Source organism: Bradyrhizobium sp. OK095 (assembly GCF_900109945.1).
In the GTDB taxonomy this organism is placed as follows: Bacteria; Pseudomonadota; Alphaproteobacteria; order Rhizobiales; family Xanthobacteraceae; genus Bradyrhizobium.
In genome coordinates, this window is the sequence record NZ_FOBX01000007.1 from 256,973 (window position 1) to 276,761 (window position 19,789).

Sequence of the window (19,789 nt, forward strand, 5' to 3'; positions counted from 1 at the left end):
TTGGTCGAGATGTTAACGCGCAAACAATACGAGCTCCTGCGGTTCATCAGCGAACGGCTGAAGGAAAGCGGCGTGCCGCCCTCCTTCGACGAGATGAAGGACGCGCTCGACCTGCGCTCGAAGTCGGGCATCCATCGCCTGATTACCGCGCTCGAGGAGCGCGGCTTCATCCGCCGCCTTCCCAACCGCGCCCGCGCCATCGAGGTGATCAAGCTACCCGAGCTCCAGGCCGCCGCCGGCAGCCGCCGCGGCTTCACGCCGAGCGTCATCGAGGGCAATCTCGGCAAGGTGCGCACGGCCTCCAGTCCGTCCGCTGACGAGGGCGAGCGTCCCGTCGCTGTGCCCGTGATGGGTCGCATCGCGGCCGGTACGCCCATCGAGGCGTTGCAGACCCGCAGCCACACCATCAGCGTGCCGCCCGACATGCTCGGCTCGGGCGAGCATTACGCGCTCGAAGTACGCGGTGACTCCATGGTCGAGGCCGGCATCCTCGACGGTGACATGGCGCTGATCCAGCGCAACGAAAGCGCCGACACCGGCGACATCGTGGTGGCGCTGATCGACGATGAGGAAGCCACCCTGAAGCGCTTCCGCCGCCGCGGCGCCTCGATCGCGCTCGAGCCGGCGAATGCCGCCTACGAGGTCCGCATCCTGCCGCCCAACCGGGTCAAGATTCAGGGCAAGCTGATCGGGCTGTACCGAAAATACTGAGCGCTCCACGCGCTTTCGATCGGCGTCGCCGATCCAAAATTGGAGCGGATGATTGTCCGCTCCCGCTGGATAGTCTTTCTGGTTTCGCGCAGATTATCCGGCCCCTCTTCCAGCGCTACATCCTCGCCATGCCGCACGAAGCAGCACCGCTTCGCAAGGCTTTAAGGGTTCGAGGAAAAATCATGCGCAAGATCATCTTAAGTGCAGTCGCGGCGACGCTGATAGCAGCATCAGCGCCGCAGGCTTTCGCCGCACAATCACGCCACCCTATCCGCAAAGAGACTGCGGCGAGCGAGCAATTCCGCAACGCCCACAATGCCGTCGCGCAGCCATCGCTGCCGGGCTGGCAATATTCCGGCTGGTCGGCGCCCGCCGGGCGCTGACACGCGCCTCCCGAATGCACGGGAGCGGGCTTTGTTCCCGGTGCATTTGAAAAAGATATTGTGATCCTGCCTGCGGATCCAAGCCGCAGATTTGCCCACAACCAAGCAGACGCTGACGGGCTTCCACTCTGATAGAGGCCTGCGCCTCGAGAGGAGGCGCGGGTTGCTATCTTCGAATGAGGAGCACCCGATGTGTGACTACAGCCTGCACGCCGTCGCGACGCGTCCCGCAGAAGTTGGCGAGACCATCGTCACGACAAATTTCCGCGGCACCTCGACGCGCGGCTTCGCCTCCGAAGCCGATCTCTCCGTCGCGGTCTGCCTGCTGCCGGGAACGGAGCTCGCCTTCGCCGACAGCGTCCGCTACGACAATCGCTGGATCTGGACACGCACCATCAACTCGCGCGTCGGCAAGTTCGGCAAAATCGATCCGCACATCCCCGATCGCCATCATGATGCGATCGAATTTCCCGACGGCAAATACGTGCTGGTGACGCAGCTCGTCGAAGGCCAGCGCGCAACCGTGCTGCAATTGCCGGTGACCCAGCCGCTCGGCGAGCGCGAGCACAAGCCTGAGATCATTGCCGAGAGGCCAACGATCAGACGCCTGCCGATCGGCTGACGCAGCTCCCCCCGGCTCTCCGGTCGGGGTCAGGATTGAAATCGCCATCGCCGGCCGTAGCCGGCGACGTGGTGGTCTTTGTGTCTCCGGAAATCCCGATCCGCCACGCCTCCCCGTCGCACGAAGTTTGCGCGGCCCTGCCTGAATTTTGAACGTCCGTTTCGCCGGCAAATGGCCGATGCTCTCTCGGCTGGTGTCTTGGGCTCGAGACGGCGGGCACGTTCGATGAAAACCTTCATTCGCGTCGTTGAACTCTGGGTGCCTGACCGGACGCGCACGCGGCTGGAATTCGGCGGCGGCCTCTACGGCGACGAGGGCCTCTCCGCCTTCAAGGCCGTGAGCGAGGGCTTGCACTTCGGTTATGAGGAGGGACTTCCCGGCAAGGCCTGGGCAAGCGGCCACCCCGTGATCCTCACCAAATTCGCCAATTCCTATTTCAAGCGGACCGATCAGGCGCTCGCGGCCGGCCTCACCTGCGGCGTGGCGGTGCCGGTATTCTCGGGCGAATTCCTGCAAGCCGTCATGGTGCTGTTCTGCGGCGACGACGCGGCGCATGTCGGCGCGATCGAGCTCTGGCACAACGATCCCGACACCTCCCACGAGATGGGGCTCGTCGACGGCTACTACGGCACCGCCGACATGTTCGAGTTCAACTCCCGCCACACCAGATTTCCGCGCGGCTTCGGCCTGCCCGGACGCACCTGGAAAGCCGGCCTGCCGTTGATCGTCAAGGACCTGCACAGCACCAAGAGTTTTCTGCGCTGGGAAGAGGCCGCCGAGATCGGGATCAATCTCGGCGTCGGCGTGCCCTACCGCACCGGCAGCGACCAGACCTGGGTGCTGACCTTCCTCTCCGCGCAGGCAACGCCAATTGCGCGGCGCTTCGAGATCTGGGTCCCGAACGAGGGCCGCACGGCGCTGGTCTTCCGCGCCGGCGATTGCAGCGCGCAGACCGACCTTGCCGCGCTCTACGCGAACAAATCCATCGCCAAAGGCGACGGCAGCATCGGCGGAGCCTGGGCGACCGGCATGCCTGCGCTCAACGACGATCTCGCGCATGACGGTTCGATCGCGGCGGCCGAGGCCCGCGCAGCCGGGCTGGGCCAGATGGTGGCCCTGCCGGTGATCGGAAGCGCCGGGCTCGACGCCGTGCTGGCCTGGTACCTGTAGCCGATCCGCTCAATCGTCGGCCTGCAAATCGGCCTCGGACGGCGTCGCGTCCGGGTTACGGGGCGCCGCCGCCTGCGGCGCAAGGCTCGTACCGAAATCAGCCTCGCGGGCGATAGAAGGTGACCACGGGCGGTCAGTGCCTCCAGCTTTCACCGCCTGAACCGCAAAGCCGTCGCCGTGCCTTATCAGCGCCAGCGCCCCTTGCGCGGCAAGACGCTGCCGGTCGACCACCATCGCCGCGCAATCCGGTGGCGCCGGGCGCGCCGTCACCACCAGTGCAGCGCGGCTGCAATCGTCCGCCAGCGCGTCGATGCGCAAGGCCAGCGCGACCAGCCGCCCGTCGGCGAGCGGCGTCACGCAGCCGGTCTCGTCACACGACACGCCGTCGGCCAGCGCGCTACTACCGGCATCGCGCCGATCGGCGTCGGCAGCTAACCACTCCTTCAGCAGAAAGCTGTCCTTGCTCGTCCTGATCAAATGTAGCTGCCCATCCCTGCCCCGCACCGCGACGCTCTGACCGTCGCCGGCGATCAGGATGTCAGGCTGCCGCACCGACAGCCCCCAGACGATCGCGACCAGCAGCACCAGCGCGCCGGACCAGCGCAACGGCGTGCGCAGCAGGCCCATGACGATGATCCCGAGGCTGGCCACAATCAGCGGCGCGATGCCGAAAGCCGGCAGGCTGCCGACCGCGCCAGGCAACGCCGCCACCCAGCGCGTGACCGCGATCATCCAGTCGATGCCGATCCCCATCAGCCACCAGAACGGGCTATCCAGCCCGAAGGGCGCCGCGAGCAATCCCAACAGCCCCGCCGGCATCACCAGCGCCGAGACCACCGGCATTGCACCGAGATTGGCAAGCACGCCATACGGCGTGACACGGTGGAAATGGAAGGCCGCATAGGGCGTGGTCGCAAGCCCGGCGATCATCGAGGCCATGAAAAGCATCGCGATCTCGCGGCCGCCCCACATCGCAATGCGCGCAGTCGTCGAATGATCGGGCGATGCAAACAGGTTCGGCATGCCGACCTGCACCAGCGCGACCAGCCCGAGCGTTGCCGCAAACGACATCTGGAAACTCGGATGCACCAGCGCTTCCGGCGCCACCGCGAGCACGATCAGGGCTGCCACCGCCAGCGTGCGAAAGGTGATGGCGCGGCGATCGACCATCACCGCGATCAGCACCACCGCTGTCATGAAGAACGATCTTTGCGTCGCGACCTCCGCGCCCGAGAGCAACAGGTAGAATGCAGCCGCGACCAGCGCAGCGCCGGCAGACCATTTCTTGATCGCGAAGCCGACCGCCAGTCCCGGAATCGGCGCGAGCAGCGCACGCACCGCGAAGAACACCACGCCGGCGACGACGGCCATGTGATAGCCGGAGATCGAGAGCACGTGGCCGAGCCCTGAGATGAACATCGCGTCGTTGACGGGCGTGGTGATCGCATCGCGCCGGCCCGTCAGCAGTGCGGTTGCGATGGCGCGGTTATCGCCGCCGAGCGTGGCGCGGATGCGCGCATCGATCGCATCGCGCAGGCCCTGCATCATCGCGGCATAGCGCAGCCTGATGCCGCCGGTCTCTGGCGGCGCCGCCACATTGATCGCGCCCATGGCGAAACCGGACGCGCCGATGCCCTGGAAAAACATGTCGCGCGAGAAATCATAGCTGCCGGGACGCAGCGGCGATAGCGGCGGCATCAACCGCGCCTTCAACTGCACGAAGCTGCCGACCTCGGGCGCCGTCCCCTTGCGCACCGAGAGGCGGACACGCTCGAGCTTGACGTCACTGCGCTGCGCTTCCATCGCGGTGACGCGCAACACGAAGCGGTCGGTGCGCTCGCGGATGTCGCGGGTCTCGACGAAGCCCGACAGCGACACCGAATAAAGCGGCTTTGCCAGCACGGTGTGGGCGATCCGCGCGGTCTTCCAGGTCGCCATGGCAAAACCGGCCGCGACCGCCGCGATCATGATGGCGGGCGCAAACAGCCGGCTCCGGCGAAGCAGAACCGCACCAAGCACGAGCGCGACGGCAGTTGAAGCAACGACCCACAGCACCGGCTCATGATCGGCGGCAAAATAGAGCGCGATCCCGCAACCGAAGGCCACGGGCACCCACGGCAACAGCCGCCCGGCGCCGGCTTCAGCGCGCACCCAGGCGCGCAGCGTCTCGGCCAGCGATGTCCAGAGATCGAAGCCCGCAGGCGCGAGCCCGCCCGCGGACGTGGCGCGGCCCACGGGCCAAGTGCCCGCTAACCCCTGGGACCGTACTGGCCGGCCCGGCTCCGCCATTCCCTGCACCTGATGATACGCAACGGAGGCTAGAGGCTACCGGAACGTGCAGGTGGGCGAATAGCGGTACGGATCAGGAACAGAGCGTGACAGCCCCTACTTTTCCTCTTCCATCGTCACGGCTACATCCGCCTTGGCCGAGAGCCGGACCTTGTTGCCCTCGATGTCGGCGACGAGGCCCTTGTCGATGAAGTGATGGTGGCCCTTGTGGCTGCCCTCGCCGCTGTCCTTCTTGGTCAGCTTGATGCGGTTGCCTTCGACCTTGTCGACCGTGCCGATGTGGACGCCGTCGGCGCCGATGACTTCCATATGCTCTGCGATGTTCTGCATGGTGGGTTCCTTGCTTGAATCCACCTCAACGCGCTGGCAGCGCGTTCGTTGCTTGCGCGAAATGACGATGCCGTGCGCGGCGGGCTCATCAGATCAGCGGCGCCTTCCCCGAAGCGTGGTGATTGACGATTTTCCAGTCGCCGTCTTCGCGCACGATGACCCAGCTCATCTTGACGACGAGATCGGGCCGTTCGCCCGCGAGGTCGAACGAGACGGTCGCACCCATGTTGATCAGCTCCGGTCCCGCTTGCGCCGCCTGCACCTCGGAGAACGTCGCGCTCGGCTTGCGCCAGCGCGGGAGGCCGTTGGCATAGTCGGCGACGCCGTCCCTGCCCCGATAGAGCTTTGGGTTGGAGCCGAAGAAGAACGCGTCCTTCGCATAGAGCGACGACAGCGCGGCGGCATCGAGCGTCGCGAAGCCGGCGCACCATTTCGCGATGATGGCGGAAACGATGGCGTCGGCTTCGTTGCTCATATGCCCCAACCCTGTCAGCCTTTGGCGACTTCCTTCGCGAACGTATCGCGCAGACCGATGGTCCTCGAAAACACCGGCTTGCCCGGCGTCGAGTCCCTGTCGCGCACAAAGTAGCCCTGGCGCTCGAACTGCATCGGCTCGATCGCATTGCTCTCGGCAACCGAGGCTTCGATCCGCGCGTCGGCCAAAATCTCCAGCGACTGCGGATTGAGATCGGCCGCGAAATTCGAGGCGTCAGGGCTCGGGTTCGCAAACAGCTGGTTGTAGATGCGGATTTCCGCAGGCACCGATGTCGCCGCCGGCAGCCAGTGCATGGTTGCCTTGACCTTGCGGCCGTCGGGCGCGTTGCCGCCCTTGGTCGCGGGATCGTAGGTGCAGCGCAGCTCCACCACCTCGCCGTTACCGTTCTTGATCACGCCGGTGCACTTGACGAAGTAAGCATAGCGCAGCCGCACCTCATTGCCCGGCGACAGGCGGAAGAACTTTTTGGGCGGGTTCTCCATGAAGTCGTCCTGCTCGATATAAAGCTCGCGGCCGAACGTAATCTTGCGCGTGCCCGCCGACGGATCGTCCGGATGGTTGATCGCCTCGAGCTCCTCGGTCTGCCCTTCGGGATAGTTCTCGATCACCACTTTCAGCGGCTTCAGCACGCCCATGCGCCGCTGCGATGTGCGGTTCAATTCCTCACGGATGCAAAACTCGAGCATGCCGACGTCGACCACACTGTTGGCCTTGGCAACGCCGATGCGCTTGATGAATTCGCGCAAGGCGGCGGGCGGCACGCCGCGGCGGCGCATCCCCGCCATGGTCGGCATCCGCGGATCGTCCCAGCCGGCGACATGGCCGTCGCGGACGAGCTGGGTCAGCACGCGCTTGGACAGCAGCGTGTAGGTGATGTTGAGCCGCGCCATCTCGTACTGGTGCGGTTTTGACGGCACCGGCAGCTTGTCGATGAACCAGTCGTAGAGCGGCCGGTGGTCCTCGAACTCCAGCGTGCAGATCGAGTGCGTAATGCCTTCGATGGCGTCCGACTGGCCGTGGGCATAATCGTAGCTCGGATAGATGCTCCACTTGGTCCCGGTGCGCGGATGGTGCGCATGCAGGATCCGATACAGCACGGGGTCGCGCAGGTTGATGTTACCCGAGGACATGTCGATCTTGGCCCGCAGCACGCGCGCACCGTTCGGGAATTCGCCGGCTTTCATGCGGCGGAACAGGTCGAGGTTCTCGTCCACGGTGCGGTCACGGAACGGAGAGTTCTTGCCGGGCTCGGTCAGCGTGCCGCGCGCGAGACGGATCTCCTCCTGGGACTGGTCGTCGACATAAGCGAGCCCGTCGCGGATCAGCTTCTCCGCCCATTCGTACAGGCGGTCGAAATAATCAGAGGCGTAGAACAGGTTTTTGCCCCAGTCGTAGCCGAGCCAATGCACGTCGGCCTGGATGGAATCGATATATTCCTGCTCTTCCTTGACCGGATTGGTGTCGTCGAAGCGCAGATGGCAGCGGCCCGGAAACTCTTGGGCGATGCCGAAATTAAGTGCGATCGACTTGGCGTGGCCGATATGCAGGTAACCGTTCGGCTCCGGCGGGAACCGGGTCACGATTTCCTTGTACTTGGCCTGATCGAGGTCGGCCTGGATGATGTCACGAATGAAATCGCGCCCAACCTCGTTCGCCACCGGTTCTGTCATTACGAAAATCCTGTAGGGAAATCAGCGATCCTTCTGCCAAATTCGCGTGGCTGAGCCAAGAGATTAAGCAAGGCCTGGCAGGTCCGCCGTCGGGCTTTAGTTATGCGCGGGTCCTGTTATATACCACCGCTTCCAATGCATAGGCCCTGCCAAGAATGACCGATTCCGTCGTCACCCGCTTTGCTCCTTCCCCGACCGGCTTCCTCCATATCGGGGGCGCCCGCACGGCGCTGTTCAACTGGCTCTATGCGAAAAAGCACGGCGGCAAGATGCTGCTCCGGATCGAGGACACCGACCGGGAGCGCTCCACCGAGGCCGCGATCGACGCCATCCTCGACGGATTGAAGTGGCTGGAGCTCGGCTGGGATGGCGAGGTCATCTACCAGTTCAGCCGCGCCGCCCGCCACCGCGAGGTCGCCGAGCAGCTGCTCGCCGACGGCAAGGCCTATCGTTGCTACGCCACCGCCGAGGAGCTGACCGCCATGCGCGAGAAGGCGCGCGCCGAGGGCCGCACCCGCCTCTATGACGGCCTGTGGCGCGACCGCGATCCGATAACCACCCCTAGCAACGTCAAGCCGACCATCCGCCTGCGCGCGCCGCAGACCGGCGAGACCGTGATCGAGGACCAGGTCCAGGGTCGCGTAGTCTGGCAGAACGAGAACCTCGACGACCTCGTCCTGCTGCGCGGCGATGGCAATCCGACCTACATGCTCGCAGTGGTGGTGGACGACCATGACATGGGCGTCACCCATGTCATCCGCGGCGACGATCATCTGATCAACGCCGCCCGCCAGAAGCAGATCTACGATGCGATGGGCTGGACCCTGCCAAGCATGTCCCACATCCCGCTGATCCACGGCCCGGACGGCTCAAAACTGTCCAAGCGGCACGGCGCGCTCGGCGTCGATGCCTACCGCGCCATGGGATACCTGCCGGCCGCGGTCCGCAACTACCTCGTCCGGCTCGGCTGGAGCCATGGCGACCAGGAGATCTTCTCAACCGAGGAGATGATCGCGGCGTTCGATCTCGCCAGCGTCGGCCGCGGCGCGGCGCGCTTCGATTTCGCCAAGCTGGAGAACCTCAACGGCCACTACATCCGCCATGCCGACGATCAATCACTCGTGAAGGCGTTCGAGGACGTGCTCGACCACGTCGTCCCCGCCCGCGACGAGCTTAAGGCCAAGTTAAACGACACCACGCGCGCGCAGCTCCTGAAGGCCATGCCGGCCCTGAAGGAGCGCGCCAAGACGCTGATCGAGCTGATCGACAGTGCCTATTTCATCTTCGCCGACCGGCCGCTTGAGCTCGATCCCAAGGCGGCGGCCCTGCTGACGCCGGAGAACCGCAAGCTGATCGGCCAGCTTCATTCCGCGCTGGAGAATGTCGAGACGTGGGGTGCGGCCAATGCGGAGGCGGCGCTGCGCGCCTTTGCCGAGGAAAATAGTCTCAAGCTCGGCGCGGTCGCCCAACCGTTGCGGGCGGCGCTGACCGGACGGTCGACGTCGCCTGGTATATTTGAGGTTTTGGACGTGCTGGGACGCCAGGAAAGCCTGGGCCGGCTACAGGATCAAGCCAAGGACTAGGCTACGACGTAAGTCGACCATGCGCGGCGCCATCTTGCAGCGCACACAGCAATAATATACCCATCTGACCCGTACCTTCTGGAACATCCGGCCTGCCCCATTATGTCATCGGGGCCTTCCGGGTCCGGCCCGTTTCACCTTACATCGGGGACCTCTGATGGACGCAAAATCAAGCAATAAGACCGCCACGCTGACGGTCGGAAACAAGAACTACGATCTCCCGATCCACAGCGGTAGCGTCGGGCCTGACGTCATCGATATCGGCAAGCTCTACGGCCAGTCCGGCCTGTTCACTTACGATCCCGGCTTCACCTCGACCGCGAGCTGCCAGTCCAGGATCACCTACATCGACGGTGACGCGGGCGTGCTGGAATACCGCGGCTACCCGATCGAGCAGCTCGCCGAGAACGGCGATTTCCTCGAGACCTGCTACCTGCTGCTCTACGGGGAGCTGCCGACCGCCGCGCAGAAGAAGGATTTCGACGACCGCGTGATCCATCACACGATGGTGCACGAGCAGATGGCCCGCTTCTTCCAGGGCTTCCGCCGCGACGCCCATCCGATGGCGGTGATGGTGGCTTCGGTCGGCGCGCTCGCCGCGTTCTACCACGACTCTACCGACATCAACGATCCGAAGCAGCGCATGATCGCTTCCATGCGCATGATCGCCAAGATCCCGACGCTGGCTGCGATGGCCTACAAGTACACGGTCGGCCAGCCCTTCGTGTACCCGAAGAACTCGCTCTCCTTCGCCGAGAACTTCCTCAACATGTGCTTCGCTGTGCCGTGCGAGGATTACAAGATCAACCCGGTGCTGGCTGAAGCGCTGGACAAGATCTTCATCCTGCACGCCGACCACGAGCAGAACGCCTCGACCTCGACGGTGCGTATCGCCGGCTCCTCCGGCGCCAACCCGTTCGCCTGCATCGCCGCCGGCATCGCCTGCCTGTGGGGCCCGGCGCATGGCGGCGCCAACGAAGCAGCGCTTGCGATGCTCGCCGAGATCGGCACCGTGGACAAGATCCCCGAGTTCATCGCCAAGGTGAAGGACAAGAACTCCGAAGTCCGCCTGATGGGCTTCGGTCACCGCGTCTACAAGAACTACGATCCGCGCGCCAAGATCATGCAGAAGATGTGTCACGCCGTGCTCAAGGAGACCGGCCATGGCGACGATCCGATGCTGAAGGTCGCCCTCGAGCTCGAGAAGATCGCGCTCAGCGACCCGTACTTCATCGACCGCAAGCTCTACCCGAACGTCGACTTCTATTCGGGCATCACGCTGAAGGCGATGGGCTTCCCGGTCTCGATGTTCACCGTGCTGTTCGCGGTTGCCCGCACCGTCGGCTGGATCAGCCAGTGGAGCGAGATGATCGAGGATCCGCAGCAGAAGATCGGCCGTCCGCGCCAGCTCTACACCGGCGTCACCAGCCGCGACTACGTCGCGATCAAAGATCGCAAGTAAGTCTTGAGCCAATACGGCTCTCGGAACGGCGCCATCGCAAGATGGCGCCGTTTTCGTTTATCTGCCGATCGCTACTTCTCGGGCATCATCGATGAGTGGAGATGGTCGATCTTCCAGGTGCCATCCTCGTAGCGATAGATGAAGGAGTAGCGCGCCTTCACGTCCGATTTGCTGCCGCTCGCGGGATCAGTGAGCGATACGGTCCACGTACCGACACGACTCGCCGTGCGGCAATCGATCTCGATCGTGGACGTGTCGATGCGGCCGACCGGGTTGTTCTTGAGGAATTTCACGAAATAGTCGTTCACCTCGTCTCGTGTCGTTCGCGGTGAATTGGAGACCGTCGCCAGCAAGACGGGATGCTTCGTGAAGAGAGCCGTGACCTTCGCGGGGTCCTTGGTCCCCCAGGAATCGTTGAATTTTGCGAACAAGCCTGCAATCTGCTTGTCGTCGACAACAGGGCAACTCTGGCTCTTGGCCTGCGCTGCGGTTGTCACACCGGCAAGCACGGCCACGGCAATCGATACAACCTTAACGATTTTAGACATAAACTTACGTCCTCCCTTGTTTCAAGCCAGCTGCACGCAAGGCTTTTCCCGGCGGGATGAAAGAAGCGAGCATCAAACTTGAGCTCCGATCCCACCTCTTGCCGCTCGCTGGATCACTACCGCGATTATCTTCATAAGCTGATAACGCCGTGCAGCCCCCGAGCGGTCGCCATCGTAAATTGCCCGCCCTGATTTTGCTGCCGCGCACAACAACAAGTCGATGCATAGCGCCCACGAGCGCTTGACAGTTGAAACGCTCCGCGCGCAAATTCTTACTCTAAGTAAGAATGACGACAGGGATGGAAATGCCGGAGCAACCGAGAAGTCGGCGGCAGACGCGCGCTGCCATTTTGACTCATCTGCTCCAGTCGGGCGGCTCGTTCCGGCCGCCGCTGGCCAAGGCCGTGCGCCTGTCCGAGGCGAGCCTGTCGCGCATCCTGTTTGATCTTAAGGCCGAAGGTCTGATCGAGGAAGTGCGGCGCCCTGCCCCTTACGTAGGCGGACCGACTGGTCTCGTCTCGCTCGATGGCACCGTAGCGCTTGCGGCCCTCGAGCTGAACAGCCAGTGGCTCAGCGTCGGCGTTGGCAGCCTGTCTGGTGAACTGCATTACACCGAACGTGTGCCGCTGCCGAAGAAGCCGACCGTCGAGACCGTCGGCCGTGCGTTTAGCGAAGCGATGACCTTGCTGCGCGACAGGACGCGGCGGCGCCGCATCACGCTGGCGCAGATCGGCATCACCATTCCGGGCCTCGGCCGGTTGAGCGAGTTTGGCAATCCGATCATTCCCTGCGATGTCGGACGTATCAGCGACATGCTCGGCGAGATGTTTGCGGGCGTGCCGGTCGAGTTCACCAACTCAGTGGTGGCGCATGCCATCTTTCACCGTTGCCGCACGGAAAATTATCCATTCAACGGCGCGCATCTGTTCGTCTTTGTCGGCCAGGGCGTCGCGGGCGCCTGGATGGACGATCCGATCGAGGACGAGGCGCTCCAGCCGGTCGAGCTCGGACACATGGTGTTCGGCACCGACGGACCACGGTGCCGCTGTGGCCATCATGGCTGCGTCGAAGCCTATACGTCGCTTCCAGCGCTCGCTGAGCTACTCGGCGTGTCCGAACAGGAGCTGCTCCAGCTTGGCAGCGATTGGGCGACCGCGATCCCAATCACCTCGCGCGTGCGGCAGGAGCTGCGGCATCGCCTGTATCGCCTTGGCCTCGCGATCGGCAACACGCTGAACGTCAAGCCCAGTCACGGCGTCGCGATCAGCGGCTGGCCATCGCTGCTTGCGGAAGACGATCGGAAGGCGCTCGTCGACGGCGTCGATGCCAGCCTGCTCGGTGGCCGCAAGCATGCGCAAGTGTCGCTCGCTTTCGTGCCGCCGTCGAACGGCAATGATCCGCAGGCCGCGCTGGCGTTCGCCGCATTCTGCCTTGCCAGCCGCGGCGGAATGCCCGCCGCATCGACGGAGGCCGCCTGACATGCGCTGAGCCGCGCGGCCTCAATACGCAAAAAAGTTCACACCGGGAGGAACTGCCATGCCGATCACAACAACAAGGCGTCGTCTGCTCGCTGGATCCGCAGCTGCGCTCGCGCTGCCGGCCTTTGCCCGCGCGCAAGGTGCGCCCAAGCCGCGCCTGACCGCGATCTCGCAATGGTCCGCAGGCAGCGATGGGGCGGCCATCACCGCGCTCGGCAAGAAATTCGAGGAGAAGGGCGGGACATGGCAGCACTCGCCCGTCCCCGGCTTCACCACCGAGATGATGAACAAGCTGCGTGCCCAGATCATCGCAGGCGATCCGCCGGCCTGTTCGCAGCTCAAGGGACCCGAGATTGCGGCCTGGTCGAAGATTGCCCCGACCGTCGATCTTGACGCCGTTGTCGCTGCCGCCGGTTACGAAAAGGTCGTCGCGCCGGATCTTGCAAAGTTGCACAAGCCGGGCGGCAAGTGGATTGCGCTGCCGTTGCAGATCTACAGCACCAACATGCTGTTCCTCTCCAAACGCGCGATGGACAAGGCCAAGGCCGATAAGATCCCCGTCACCTGGGCCGAGTTCAACGATCTCGCCGAGAAGATGAAGGCGGGCGGCGTGACCTATCCCATCGCCAACGGCGGCACCCGCGCCGACGACGGACAGAAATTCGAGGCCTCGCTCGCCGGCATCAGTCCCACGGCATACCGCGCAGCCATCATGAATCTCGATAAAAAGGCCCTGGAGGGTCCCGAGATCAAGGCCGCCTTCGTACAGATGCGCAAGATCACTGAATGGATGGACCCCAATGTCGGCGCCCAACCCTATGCCACCAATTTGAAGCGTTTCGTCGACGGCGACATGGGCATGATGATCATGGGCGGGTGGGCACAGGGCGTGTTGCGCAACGCCGGCTTCAAGCTCGACGACTTCGTCATCGCGCCAGGCCCCAGCGACAACACCAAGCCGGTGTTCCTGCTGAATGCCGATGCCTTCATCTTCTGGCAGCGCAAGGAGGCCGATCTGCAGGCCGGTCAGGCCCTGATGGCCCAGCTCGTCATGGATCCGGCGATCCAGACCATGTATTCGCAGATCACGGGGTCGATCCCCGTGCGCACCGATGTCGATCTGTCCGGTGAAGGCTGGTCGGACGGTCAACGGCGAACCGCCGCCGCACTCAAGGATGCTGTCGCCAGCAATCAGGCCGTTCTGAGCCTCGCGCACAACATGGCGCAGGAAAACGGTCTGACCGCAGCGATGATCGACGTATTCACCGAGTACGCGAAGAACAAGACGATCAAGCCGGAGCAAGCGGTCACCCGCCTCGCCGAGGCCGTCGAGGGCTCGCGTTGAGCAACGCCGTCTCGACAGCAACGCGGCCGGCGACCTCTGACATGGTGCGCCGGCTGCCCGAATATTTGATGATCTGGGTGCCGCTGCTGCTGTCCGCAGCGCACCTTATCTCGTTTTCGATTTGGACGATCTGGATCTCGTTCACGCCATCCACCCTCATTCCGGTCTCCGGCTGGGTGGGCCTGCGCAACTACACCTCAGTCCTGGCGTCGCGGAACTGGCAGATCGCGTTCGACAATCTGTTGCTATTCGGCAGCGCTTTCGTGCTGCTCAGTTTGATCACCGGCCTGCTGCTCGCGATCTTGCTCGATCAGCGCATTCGCGGCGAGAACGTGCTGCGTTCCATCTTCCTGTACCCGCTGGCGGTGTCGTTCGTCGTCACCGGCACGGTCTGGAGTTGGCTGCTCAATCCCGGTATCGGGATCGAGAAGCTCGCCCATGATCTCGGCTGGGCCTCCTTCCACTTCGACTGGCTGGTCAACCGCGATATGGCGATCTGGACGATCGTCATCGCTGCGATCTGGCAATCCTCGGGCTTCGCCATGGCGCTGTTCCTGGCCGGCCTGCGCTCCGTCGACGCCGACATCATCAAGGCCGCGCAGATCGACGGTGCCGGACCGATCCGAACCTATTGGCGCGTCATTCTGCCGACGCTGTGGCCGATCACCATCACCGTCGTCGTCATCCAGCTGCAATTTGCGATTTCGGCCTTCGACCTCGTCCGCGCGCTCACCAATGGCGGACCAGGAATTGCGACCCAGCTGCCGGCCCTTGTCGTCTACGACCTCATGTTCCAACGCAGCCAGCTCGGCCGGGGTGCGGCGGCGGCGGTGCTGATGTTGCTCATCCTTCTCGCGGTGCTGCTGCCCTATGCAGCGTGGCGCTATGTCCAGCGACGGCAGGCCACCCATGCGTGACCGAGCCTTCGCGCCGAGTCGGATTTTGATCTATCTCGTCGTGACATTGTTCGCGGCCGCCTATCTCGCGCCGCTGGTTGTCGTCGTTCTGAACTCGCTCCGGACCAATGAGGAGATCGCACAGGGGTCGATGATCGGCTGGCCGAAACATTTGGCCTGGGGCAATTACGCCTTGGCCTGGAGCGGTTTCTGCGTCGCCGAGACCTGCGCCGGCATCCGCCCGTACATGCTGAACTCCGCGCTCATCACGATTCCCGCGACCATTTTCTCCACCCTGCTCGGCGCTATCGCCGGTTACGCCGTGTCGCTCTGGCGTTTTCGCGGCGATAACTGGATCTACGGAATCGTCACCCTCGGCCTCTTCCTTCCCCAGCAGATGCGCCTGCTGCCCTGGACCTTCGTGCTGCGGGACATCGGGCTCATCAACACGCTCTCGGGTCTCGTGCTGATTCACACGATCCAGGGGCTCTCCTTCACCGTGCTGTTCTGCCGGAACTATTATGTCGCCATTCCCCACGAACTGATCAGCGCCGCGCGGATCGATGGCGCCGGGTTCTTTCGTATCTTCTGGCGCATCATTCTGCCGCTCTCGTCGCCGATCCTGATCGTCACCGTGATCTGGCAGTTCACTCATATCTGGAACGAGTTCCTCTACGGCGTGACATTCACGACCGGCCAGCAGCAACCCGTCACGGCCGCTCTCATCGCGCTGTCGGCGGCCATCGCGGATATCCCGCAGCATGGCGTGCAGAGCGCGGCGGTGATCATCGCAGCGCTGCCGACTTTGCTGATCTATCTCCTCGGCGGCAGATATTTTGTACGCGGCCTCACTGCCGGGGCTGTGAAATGATGGATTTGTCATGGCAGCACTGAGCATCCGCGCCCTGTCGAAGCGCTACGCCAATCTGGAGGTGCTGAAGGGCATCGATCTCGACATCGAGAGCGGCGAGTTCACCGTGCTGGTCGGCCCGTCCGGCTGCGGCAAGTCCACGCTGCTCAACATCATCGCCGGGCTCGATCGTGCGAGCGATGGCACGATCGAGATCGGCGGCCGCGTCGTCAACGACGTCCCGCCCAAGGATCGCGACATCGCCATGGTGTTCCAGTCCTATGCGCTCTATCCGTCGATGACGGTGCGGCAAAACATCACCTTCGGTATGGAATGCCGCCACGTCCCGAAAGCGGAGCAGGAAAAAGCGCTGGCGAATGTGGCCAGGCTGCTCCAGATCGAGCCCTTGCTCGGCCGCAAGCCGTCGCAACTCTCCGGCGGCCAGCGCCAGCGCGTGGCGATGGGCCGGGCGCTGGTGCGCGATCCCCTGCTTTTCCTGTTCGACGAGCCGCTCTCCAATCTCGACGCAAAGCTGCGCGTCGAGATGCGGATGGAGATCAAGCGGCTGCACCAGCGCATCGGCGCCACCATCGTCTATGTCACGCATGACCAGATCGAGGCGATGACGATGGCAACCCGCATCGCCGTGATGCATCGCGGCGTGGTGCAGCAATTCGCCGACCCCGACACCGTCTACCGCTATCCGGCCAACCTCTTCGTCGCCCGCTTCATGGGCTCGCCACCGATGAACACGATGCCGGCGCGGCTCGAGGCCGATGCGGATGGGCCGGTGGTCGTGATCGGCGCCGGGCGGCCGGACGAAGTTCGTCTGCGGCTCCGGGGGTATGATTCGGCGGCTCCCTATGTCGGTCGCGAGGTGGTGTTCGGCATCAGGCCGGAATGCATCGCCGAGGGCGACCGCGTGTTCTGCGGCGAGGCGCCCATCATCGTCAATGCACCGGTGGAGATGGTCGAGCCCACCGGGGCCGAGACTATCGTCCTGCTGCGGCTCGGCGGCGAAGCGGCGCTTGCGCGCATCTCGCCGGACATCCGCCCTACGCCGGGCTCCGTGGCGCCCTTCGCGCTCGACACCCGCCGCCTTTGCCTGTTCGACCCCGAGACGGAGCGACTGATCGCATGACCCAGACGAGCTATGCCGGCCTCGCCGACCGCGTGGTGCTGATTACCGGTGGTGCCAGCGGCATCGGCGCCGCCTTCGTGCGCGCCTTTGCAGGCCAAGGCGCCCGCGTCGCCTTCCTCGATATCGACGAAACGGCAGGCAGCGCGCTGGCCGCAGAGGTGGCAGCGGCGTCGCGCGCCGCGCCGCTGTTCGTGCCCTGCGATCTCCTCGACATCGATTCCTTGCGCGCCGCGATGGCGCAGGTCCACCGAACGCTCGGCGATGTCGCGGTTCTCGTCAACAACGCCGCCAACGACCAGCGCCAGGTGTTGGCCGATGTGACGCCAGCCGAATTCGACTGGACGATCGGCGTCAATTTCAAGCACGTCTTCTTCGCCGCCCAGGCGATCGTGCCGCAGATGCAGGCGCGCGGCGGCGGCTCGATCATCAACATGTCGTCGATCGCATGGATGCGCGGCGCGCCGGCACTGCCGGTCTATGCTGCGGCGAAAGCCGCGATCGTCGGCTTCACCAACTCGCTGGCCCGATCGGTCGGCCCCGACCGCATCCGCGTCAACGCGATCGCGCCGGGCATGGTGATCACCGAGCGGCAGCGCCGGCTCTGGTATCCGAACGAGCAGACCATCGCCGAGCTGCGCACGCGCCAGGCCATTCCCGATGCGGTGACCCCCGAGGACATCGCACGGATGGCGCTGTTTCTCGCATCCGACGAAAGCCAGCGCATCACCAGCCAGTGCTTCCGGGTCGATGGCGGCTTGGCTTAGCTCCGCCGCCCCTTCCGCATCGTCGCGAGCACAACGTCTGCGGCGAGCACGCTCGGCGGCTTGTTGCCGGTCGACATGATGGTGTCGAGCCTGGCGAACGCCTCGACCTGCCGCTTCCGCAGCGGCGTGTCCGTCAGCACCTCCGCCAGCGCCGGCGCGAGCTTTTCCGGCGTGCAGTCCTCCTGCAAATACTCCGGAATGACGTCCTCACCGATCACGAGATTGGCGAGGATCACCGAGGAGACGCGAACCGCGCGGCGCAGGATGAAGGCTTCGATTGCACCAACGCGATAGGCCGTCACCATCGGAATGCCCGACAGCGCCAGCTCCAGCGTCACGGTGCCGGATTTAGCCAGTGCGGCATGCGCGATGCGGAAGATTGCACGCTTCTCGCTCTCGCCGACCACGATCCGCGGCTTGACCGGCCAGCTCGCGATCCCTTCGCGTACGGTGGCTTCGAGATGCGGCATGGTCGGCAGCATCAATTCGAACGCGTGGCCTTCGGCCTGGAGCCGGCCGAGCGTCGCACCAAACAGCTCGAGATGATGCCGGATCTCGCTACGGCGGCTGCCGGGCAGCACCAGCAGCACCGGCGGCTCCGCGTCGCGTCGCGCCTGCTCTTCCGCACTCGGCCGCAGCGAGGACAATTGCTCGATCAAGGGATGACCGACATAGCTGCAAGGCGGGCCGCCGAGCTTGCGATATTCCTCCGGCTCGAACGGCAGCAGGCCGAGCACGTGATCGACATAGCCAAGCATGGTCCGCGCCCGTCCCGGCCGCCAGGCCCAGAGCTGCGGCGAGACATAGTCGATAACAGGGATCGCGGGATTCTTCGCGCGCACGCGGCGGGCAACGCGGTGGGTGAAATCGGGACTGTCGATGATGACGAGCGCGTCAGGCGCGGCCTCCAGCACGGCGTCCACGGTCTGGCGGATCAGCCGCAGGATTTTTGGCAATTGCTGCACCACCGCCGCGAAACCGACGATCGACAGCTCCTCGATCGGAAACAACGTCTCCAGCCCTTCGCGCGCCATGGTGCGGCCGCCGACGCCGACGAACTGCACGCCGTCGCCGAGGCGCTGGCGCAGCACCTTCATCAGCGCGCTGCCGAGCCGGTCGCCGGATTCCTCCGTGGCGATCAGGAAGATCTTTCGCTTGGGATCGCGGGTCTGCATCACGCCGGCAAGCCGATGATGAAGAGATATTTCGTATCGGCCACCGCGATCATCGCCTGCGGCTCGGCGGCAATGGTGTTGCCGGCGATGACGGCGATGCCGGCAAGGCCGGCCTTGGCGACGCCCTCGATGGTGCGCGGGCCGATCGTCGGCAGGTCGAAGCGCAAATCCTGCCCGCTCTTCGGCACCTTCACCAGCACCCCCCGTCCCGTCGCGGCGCGGATGCGGCCCTCCTCGCGCAGGCGTGCCACGCGCGCGAGCAGCGCGTCGGTGCCCTCGATATCCTCGACCGCCACCACATGGCCGTCGATCACCACCACAGCCTGGCCGACGTCGAACGGACTGAGCGCGGTCAGCACCGCGCGTCCGCGCTCGATGTCCGTTTTGCCGTTGTCGCTCGGCCAGGCGCGACTGATGCAGCCCTCGGGCATCAGCAGATCGGGCGCGACATCCTTGATGCCGACCATGCGAAAGCCGCCTTGCTCGAGAATGCGCCCGACACCGGACAGCAGATGATCGTCGCCTCCGCGGAAGGCGCGGATGACTGTGCCGAGCAGCCGCAACGTCGTGAAATCGAACCGGACCTCCGTCAGCGAGGGCCGTACCAGCGTGCCGATGAAGATCAGGTCGCGGCAGCCCTCCTCGCGAAACAGCCGCATCGCACGGCCGAGCTGGCCGACCGAGATCCAGCGATGCCGGAATTTCTCCACCAGTGCCGGATCGCAGGCACCCCGGAGGGGAAACAGCACCGGGGTAATGCCACGCGCGGCGAGCGAGTCGGCGACCGCGAACGGCATTGCGCCGCCGCCCGCAACCACGCCGACCGGCGATGAAATCTCCGCTGCCGCCGATGTCATGTCCGCGGCCATTCCGGAA

The 19,789-nt window shown here is 64.5% G+C and carries 19 protein-coding genes; 12 read left to right on the plus strand and 7 right to left on the minus strand.

Annotation, left to right across the window (positions count from 1 at the left end; genetic code table 11):
- The first annotated feature begins 9 nt into the window (after nucleotides 1-9).
- The 4 genes from lexA to BMW89_RS20200 all read left to right on the plus strand — a co-directional run bounded on the left by lexA (nucleotide 10) and on the right by BMW89_RS20200 (nucleotide 2,886).
- On the plus strand, nucleotides 10-711 hold the full coding sequence (lexA, locus tag BMW89_RS20185; RefSeq protein WP_092028930.1) for a transcriptional repressor LexA: 702 nt from the start codon (nucleotides 10-12) through the stop codon (nucleotides 709-711).
- A 182-nt stretch (nucleotides 712-893) separates the two neighbouring features.
- Complete coding sequence (locus BMW89_RS20190; protein ID WP_092028742.1) at nucleotides 894-1,094, plus strand: hypothetical protein; 201 nt, start codon at nucleotides 894-896, stop codon at nucleotides 1,092-1,094.
- Between the two features lie 190 nt (nucleotides 1,095-1,284).
- Complete coding sequence (locus BMW89_RS37985) at nucleotides 1,285-1,716, plus strand: hypothetical protein (protein ID WP_177196190.1); 432 nt, start codon at nucleotides 1,285-1,287, stop codon at nucleotides 1,714-1,716.
- Nucleotides 1,717-1,941: 225 nt separating this feature from the next.
- Complete coding sequence (locus BMW89_RS20200; RefSeq protein ID WP_092028743.1) at nucleotides 1,942-2,886, plus strand: GAF domain-containing protein; 945 nt, start codon at nucleotides 1,942-1,944, stop codon at nucleotides 2,884-2,886.
- 9 nt (nucleotides 2,887-2,895) lie between these two features.
- On the opposite strand, the gene BMW89_RS20205 is transcribed toward BMW89_RS20200, so the two are convergent.
- The 4 genes from BMW89_RS20205 to BMW89_RS20220 form a co-directional block, all read right to left on the minus strand.
- Nucleotides 2,896-5,175, minus strand: coding sequence for a ComEC/Rec2 family competence protein (locus tag BMW89_RS20205; protein WP_092028744.1), 2,280 nt, complete (start codon nucleotides 5,173-5,175; stop codon nucleotides 2,896-2,898).
- A 96-nt stretch (nucleotides 5,176-5,271) separates the two neighbouring features.
- The gene (locus BMW89_RS20210; protein WP_007610829.1) at nucleotides 5,272-5,505 is read right to left on the minus strand and encodes a DUF2171 domain-containing protein; all 234 of its coding nucleotides are present in this window, start codon (nucleotides 5,503-5,505) and stop codon (nucleotides 5,272-5,274) included.
- An 88-nt stretch (nucleotides 5,506-5,593) separates the two neighbouring features.
- Nucleotides 5,594-5,980, minus strand: a complete 387-nt coding sequence (locus BMW89_RS20215; protein ID WP_092028745.1) for a YybH family protein — start codon at nucleotides 5,978-5,980, stop codon at nucleotides 5,594-5,596.
- A gap of 14 nt (nucleotides 5,981-5,994) precedes the next feature.
- On the minus strand, nucleotides 5,995-7,671 hold the full coding sequence (locus BMW89_RS20220) for a glutamine--tRNA ligase/YqeY domain fusion protein (protein WP_092028746.1): 1,677 nt from the start codon (nucleotides 7,669-7,671) through the stop codon (nucleotides 5,995-5,997).
- 155 nt (nucleotides 7,672-7,826) lie between these two features.
- Here BMW89_RS20220 and gltX point away from each other — a divergent pair, with 155 nt between their 5' ends.
- On the plus strand, nucleotides 7,827-9,254 hold the full coding sequence (gene gltX / locus BMW89_RS20225; RefSeq protein ID WP_092028747.1) for a glutamate--tRNA ligase: 1,428 nt from the start codon (nucleotides 7,827-7,829) through the stop codon (nucleotides 9,252-9,254).
- A 157-nt stretch (nucleotides 9,255-9,411) separates the two neighbouring features.
- Nucleotides 9,412-10,716: a citrate synthase gene (gltA, locus tag BMW89_RS20230; RefSeq protein ID WP_092028748.1), complete on the plus strand. Its 1,305-nt coding sequence runs from the start codon at nucleotides 9,412-9,414 to the stop codon at nucleotides 10,714-10,716.
- A gap of 71 nt (nucleotides 10,717-10,787) precedes the next feature.
- Here gltA and BMW89_RS20235 read toward each other — a convergent pair whose 3' ends face one another.
- Entirely contained in the window at nucleotides 10,788-11,264 is a 477-nt protein-coding gene (locus BMW89_RS20235) for an SgcJ/EcaC family oxidoreductase (RefSeq protein ID WP_092028749.1), read from the minus strand.
- 299 nt (nucleotides 11,265-11,563) lie between these two features.
- On the opposite strand from BMW89_RS20235, the gene BMW89_RS20240 reads away from it, so the two are divergent.
- The 6 genes from BMW89_RS20240 to BMW89_RS20265 are packed head-to-tail and all read left to right on the plus strand — an operon-like array spanning nucleotide 11,564 to nucleotide 17,738.
- Nucleotides 11,564-12,742: an ROK family transcriptional regulator gene (locus tag BMW89_RS20240; RefSeq protein WP_177196191.1), complete on the plus strand. Its 1,179-nt coding sequence runs from the start codon at nucleotides 11,564-11,566 to the stop codon at nucleotides 12,740-12,742.
- A gap of 58 nt (nucleotides 12,743-12,800) precedes the next feature.
- Entirely contained in the window at nucleotides 12,801-14,087 is a 1,287-nt protein-coding gene (locus BMW89_RS20245) for an ABC transporter substrate-binding protein (RefSeq protein WP_092028751.1), read from the plus strand.
- Nucleotides 14,084-15,004 carry a carbohydrate ABC transporter permease gene (locus BMW89_RS20250; RefSeq protein WP_177196192.1) on the plus strand — a complete coding sequence of 307 codons (921 nt, stop codon included), beginning with the start codon at nucleotides 14,084-14,086 and terminating at the stop codon, nucleotides 15,002-15,004. The genes BMW89_RS20245 and BMW89_RS20250 overlap by 4 nt, the downstream gene beginning before the upstream one ends.
- A complete protein-coding gene (locus BMW89_RS20255) occupies nucleotides 14,997-15,854 on the plus strand; it encodes a carbohydrate ABC transporter permease (protein ID WP_177196193.1) in 858 nt (285 codons plus the stop codon). Before BMW89_RS20250 ends, BMW89_RS20255 begins: the two co-directional genes overlap by 8 nt.
- Nucleotides 15,855-15,864: 10 nt before the next feature.
- Nucleotides 15,865-16,974 carry an ABC transporter ATP-binding protein gene (locus tag BMW89_RS20260; protein ID WP_092028754.1) on the plus strand — a complete coding sequence of 370 codons (1,110 nt, stop codon included), beginning with the start codon at nucleotides 15,865-15,867 and terminating at the stop codon, nucleotides 16,972-16,974.
- Nucleotides 16,971-17,738, plus strand: coding sequence for an SDR family NAD(P)-dependent oxidoreductase (locus BMW89_RS20265; protein ID WP_092028755.1), 768 nt, complete (start codon nucleotides 16,971-16,973; stop codon nucleotides 17,736-17,738). The genes BMW89_RS20260 and BMW89_RS20265 overlap by 4 nt, the downstream gene beginning before the upstream one ends.
- On the opposite strand, the gene lpxB is transcribed toward BMW89_RS20265, so the two are convergent.
- Together lpxB and BMW89_RS20275 are read right to left on the minus strand one after the other, a co-directional pair.
- Complete coding sequence (gene lpxB / locus BMW89_RS20270; protein WP_092028756.1) at nucleotides 17,735-18,916, minus strand: lipid-A-disaccharide synthase; 1,182 nt, start codon at nucleotides 18,914-18,916, stop codon at nucleotides 17,735-17,737. The two genes, BMW89_RS20265 and lpxB, sit on opposite strands and share 4 nt — an antisense overlap.
- Complete coding sequence (locus BMW89_RS20275) at nucleotides 18,913-19,770, minus strand: LpxI family protein (protein WP_177196215.1); 858 nt, start codon at nucleotides 19,768-19,770, stop codon at nucleotides 18,913-18,915. The genes lpxB and BMW89_RS20275 overlap by 4 nt, the downstream gene beginning before the upstream one ends.
- Nucleotides 19,771-19,789 lie beyond the last annotated feature (19 nt).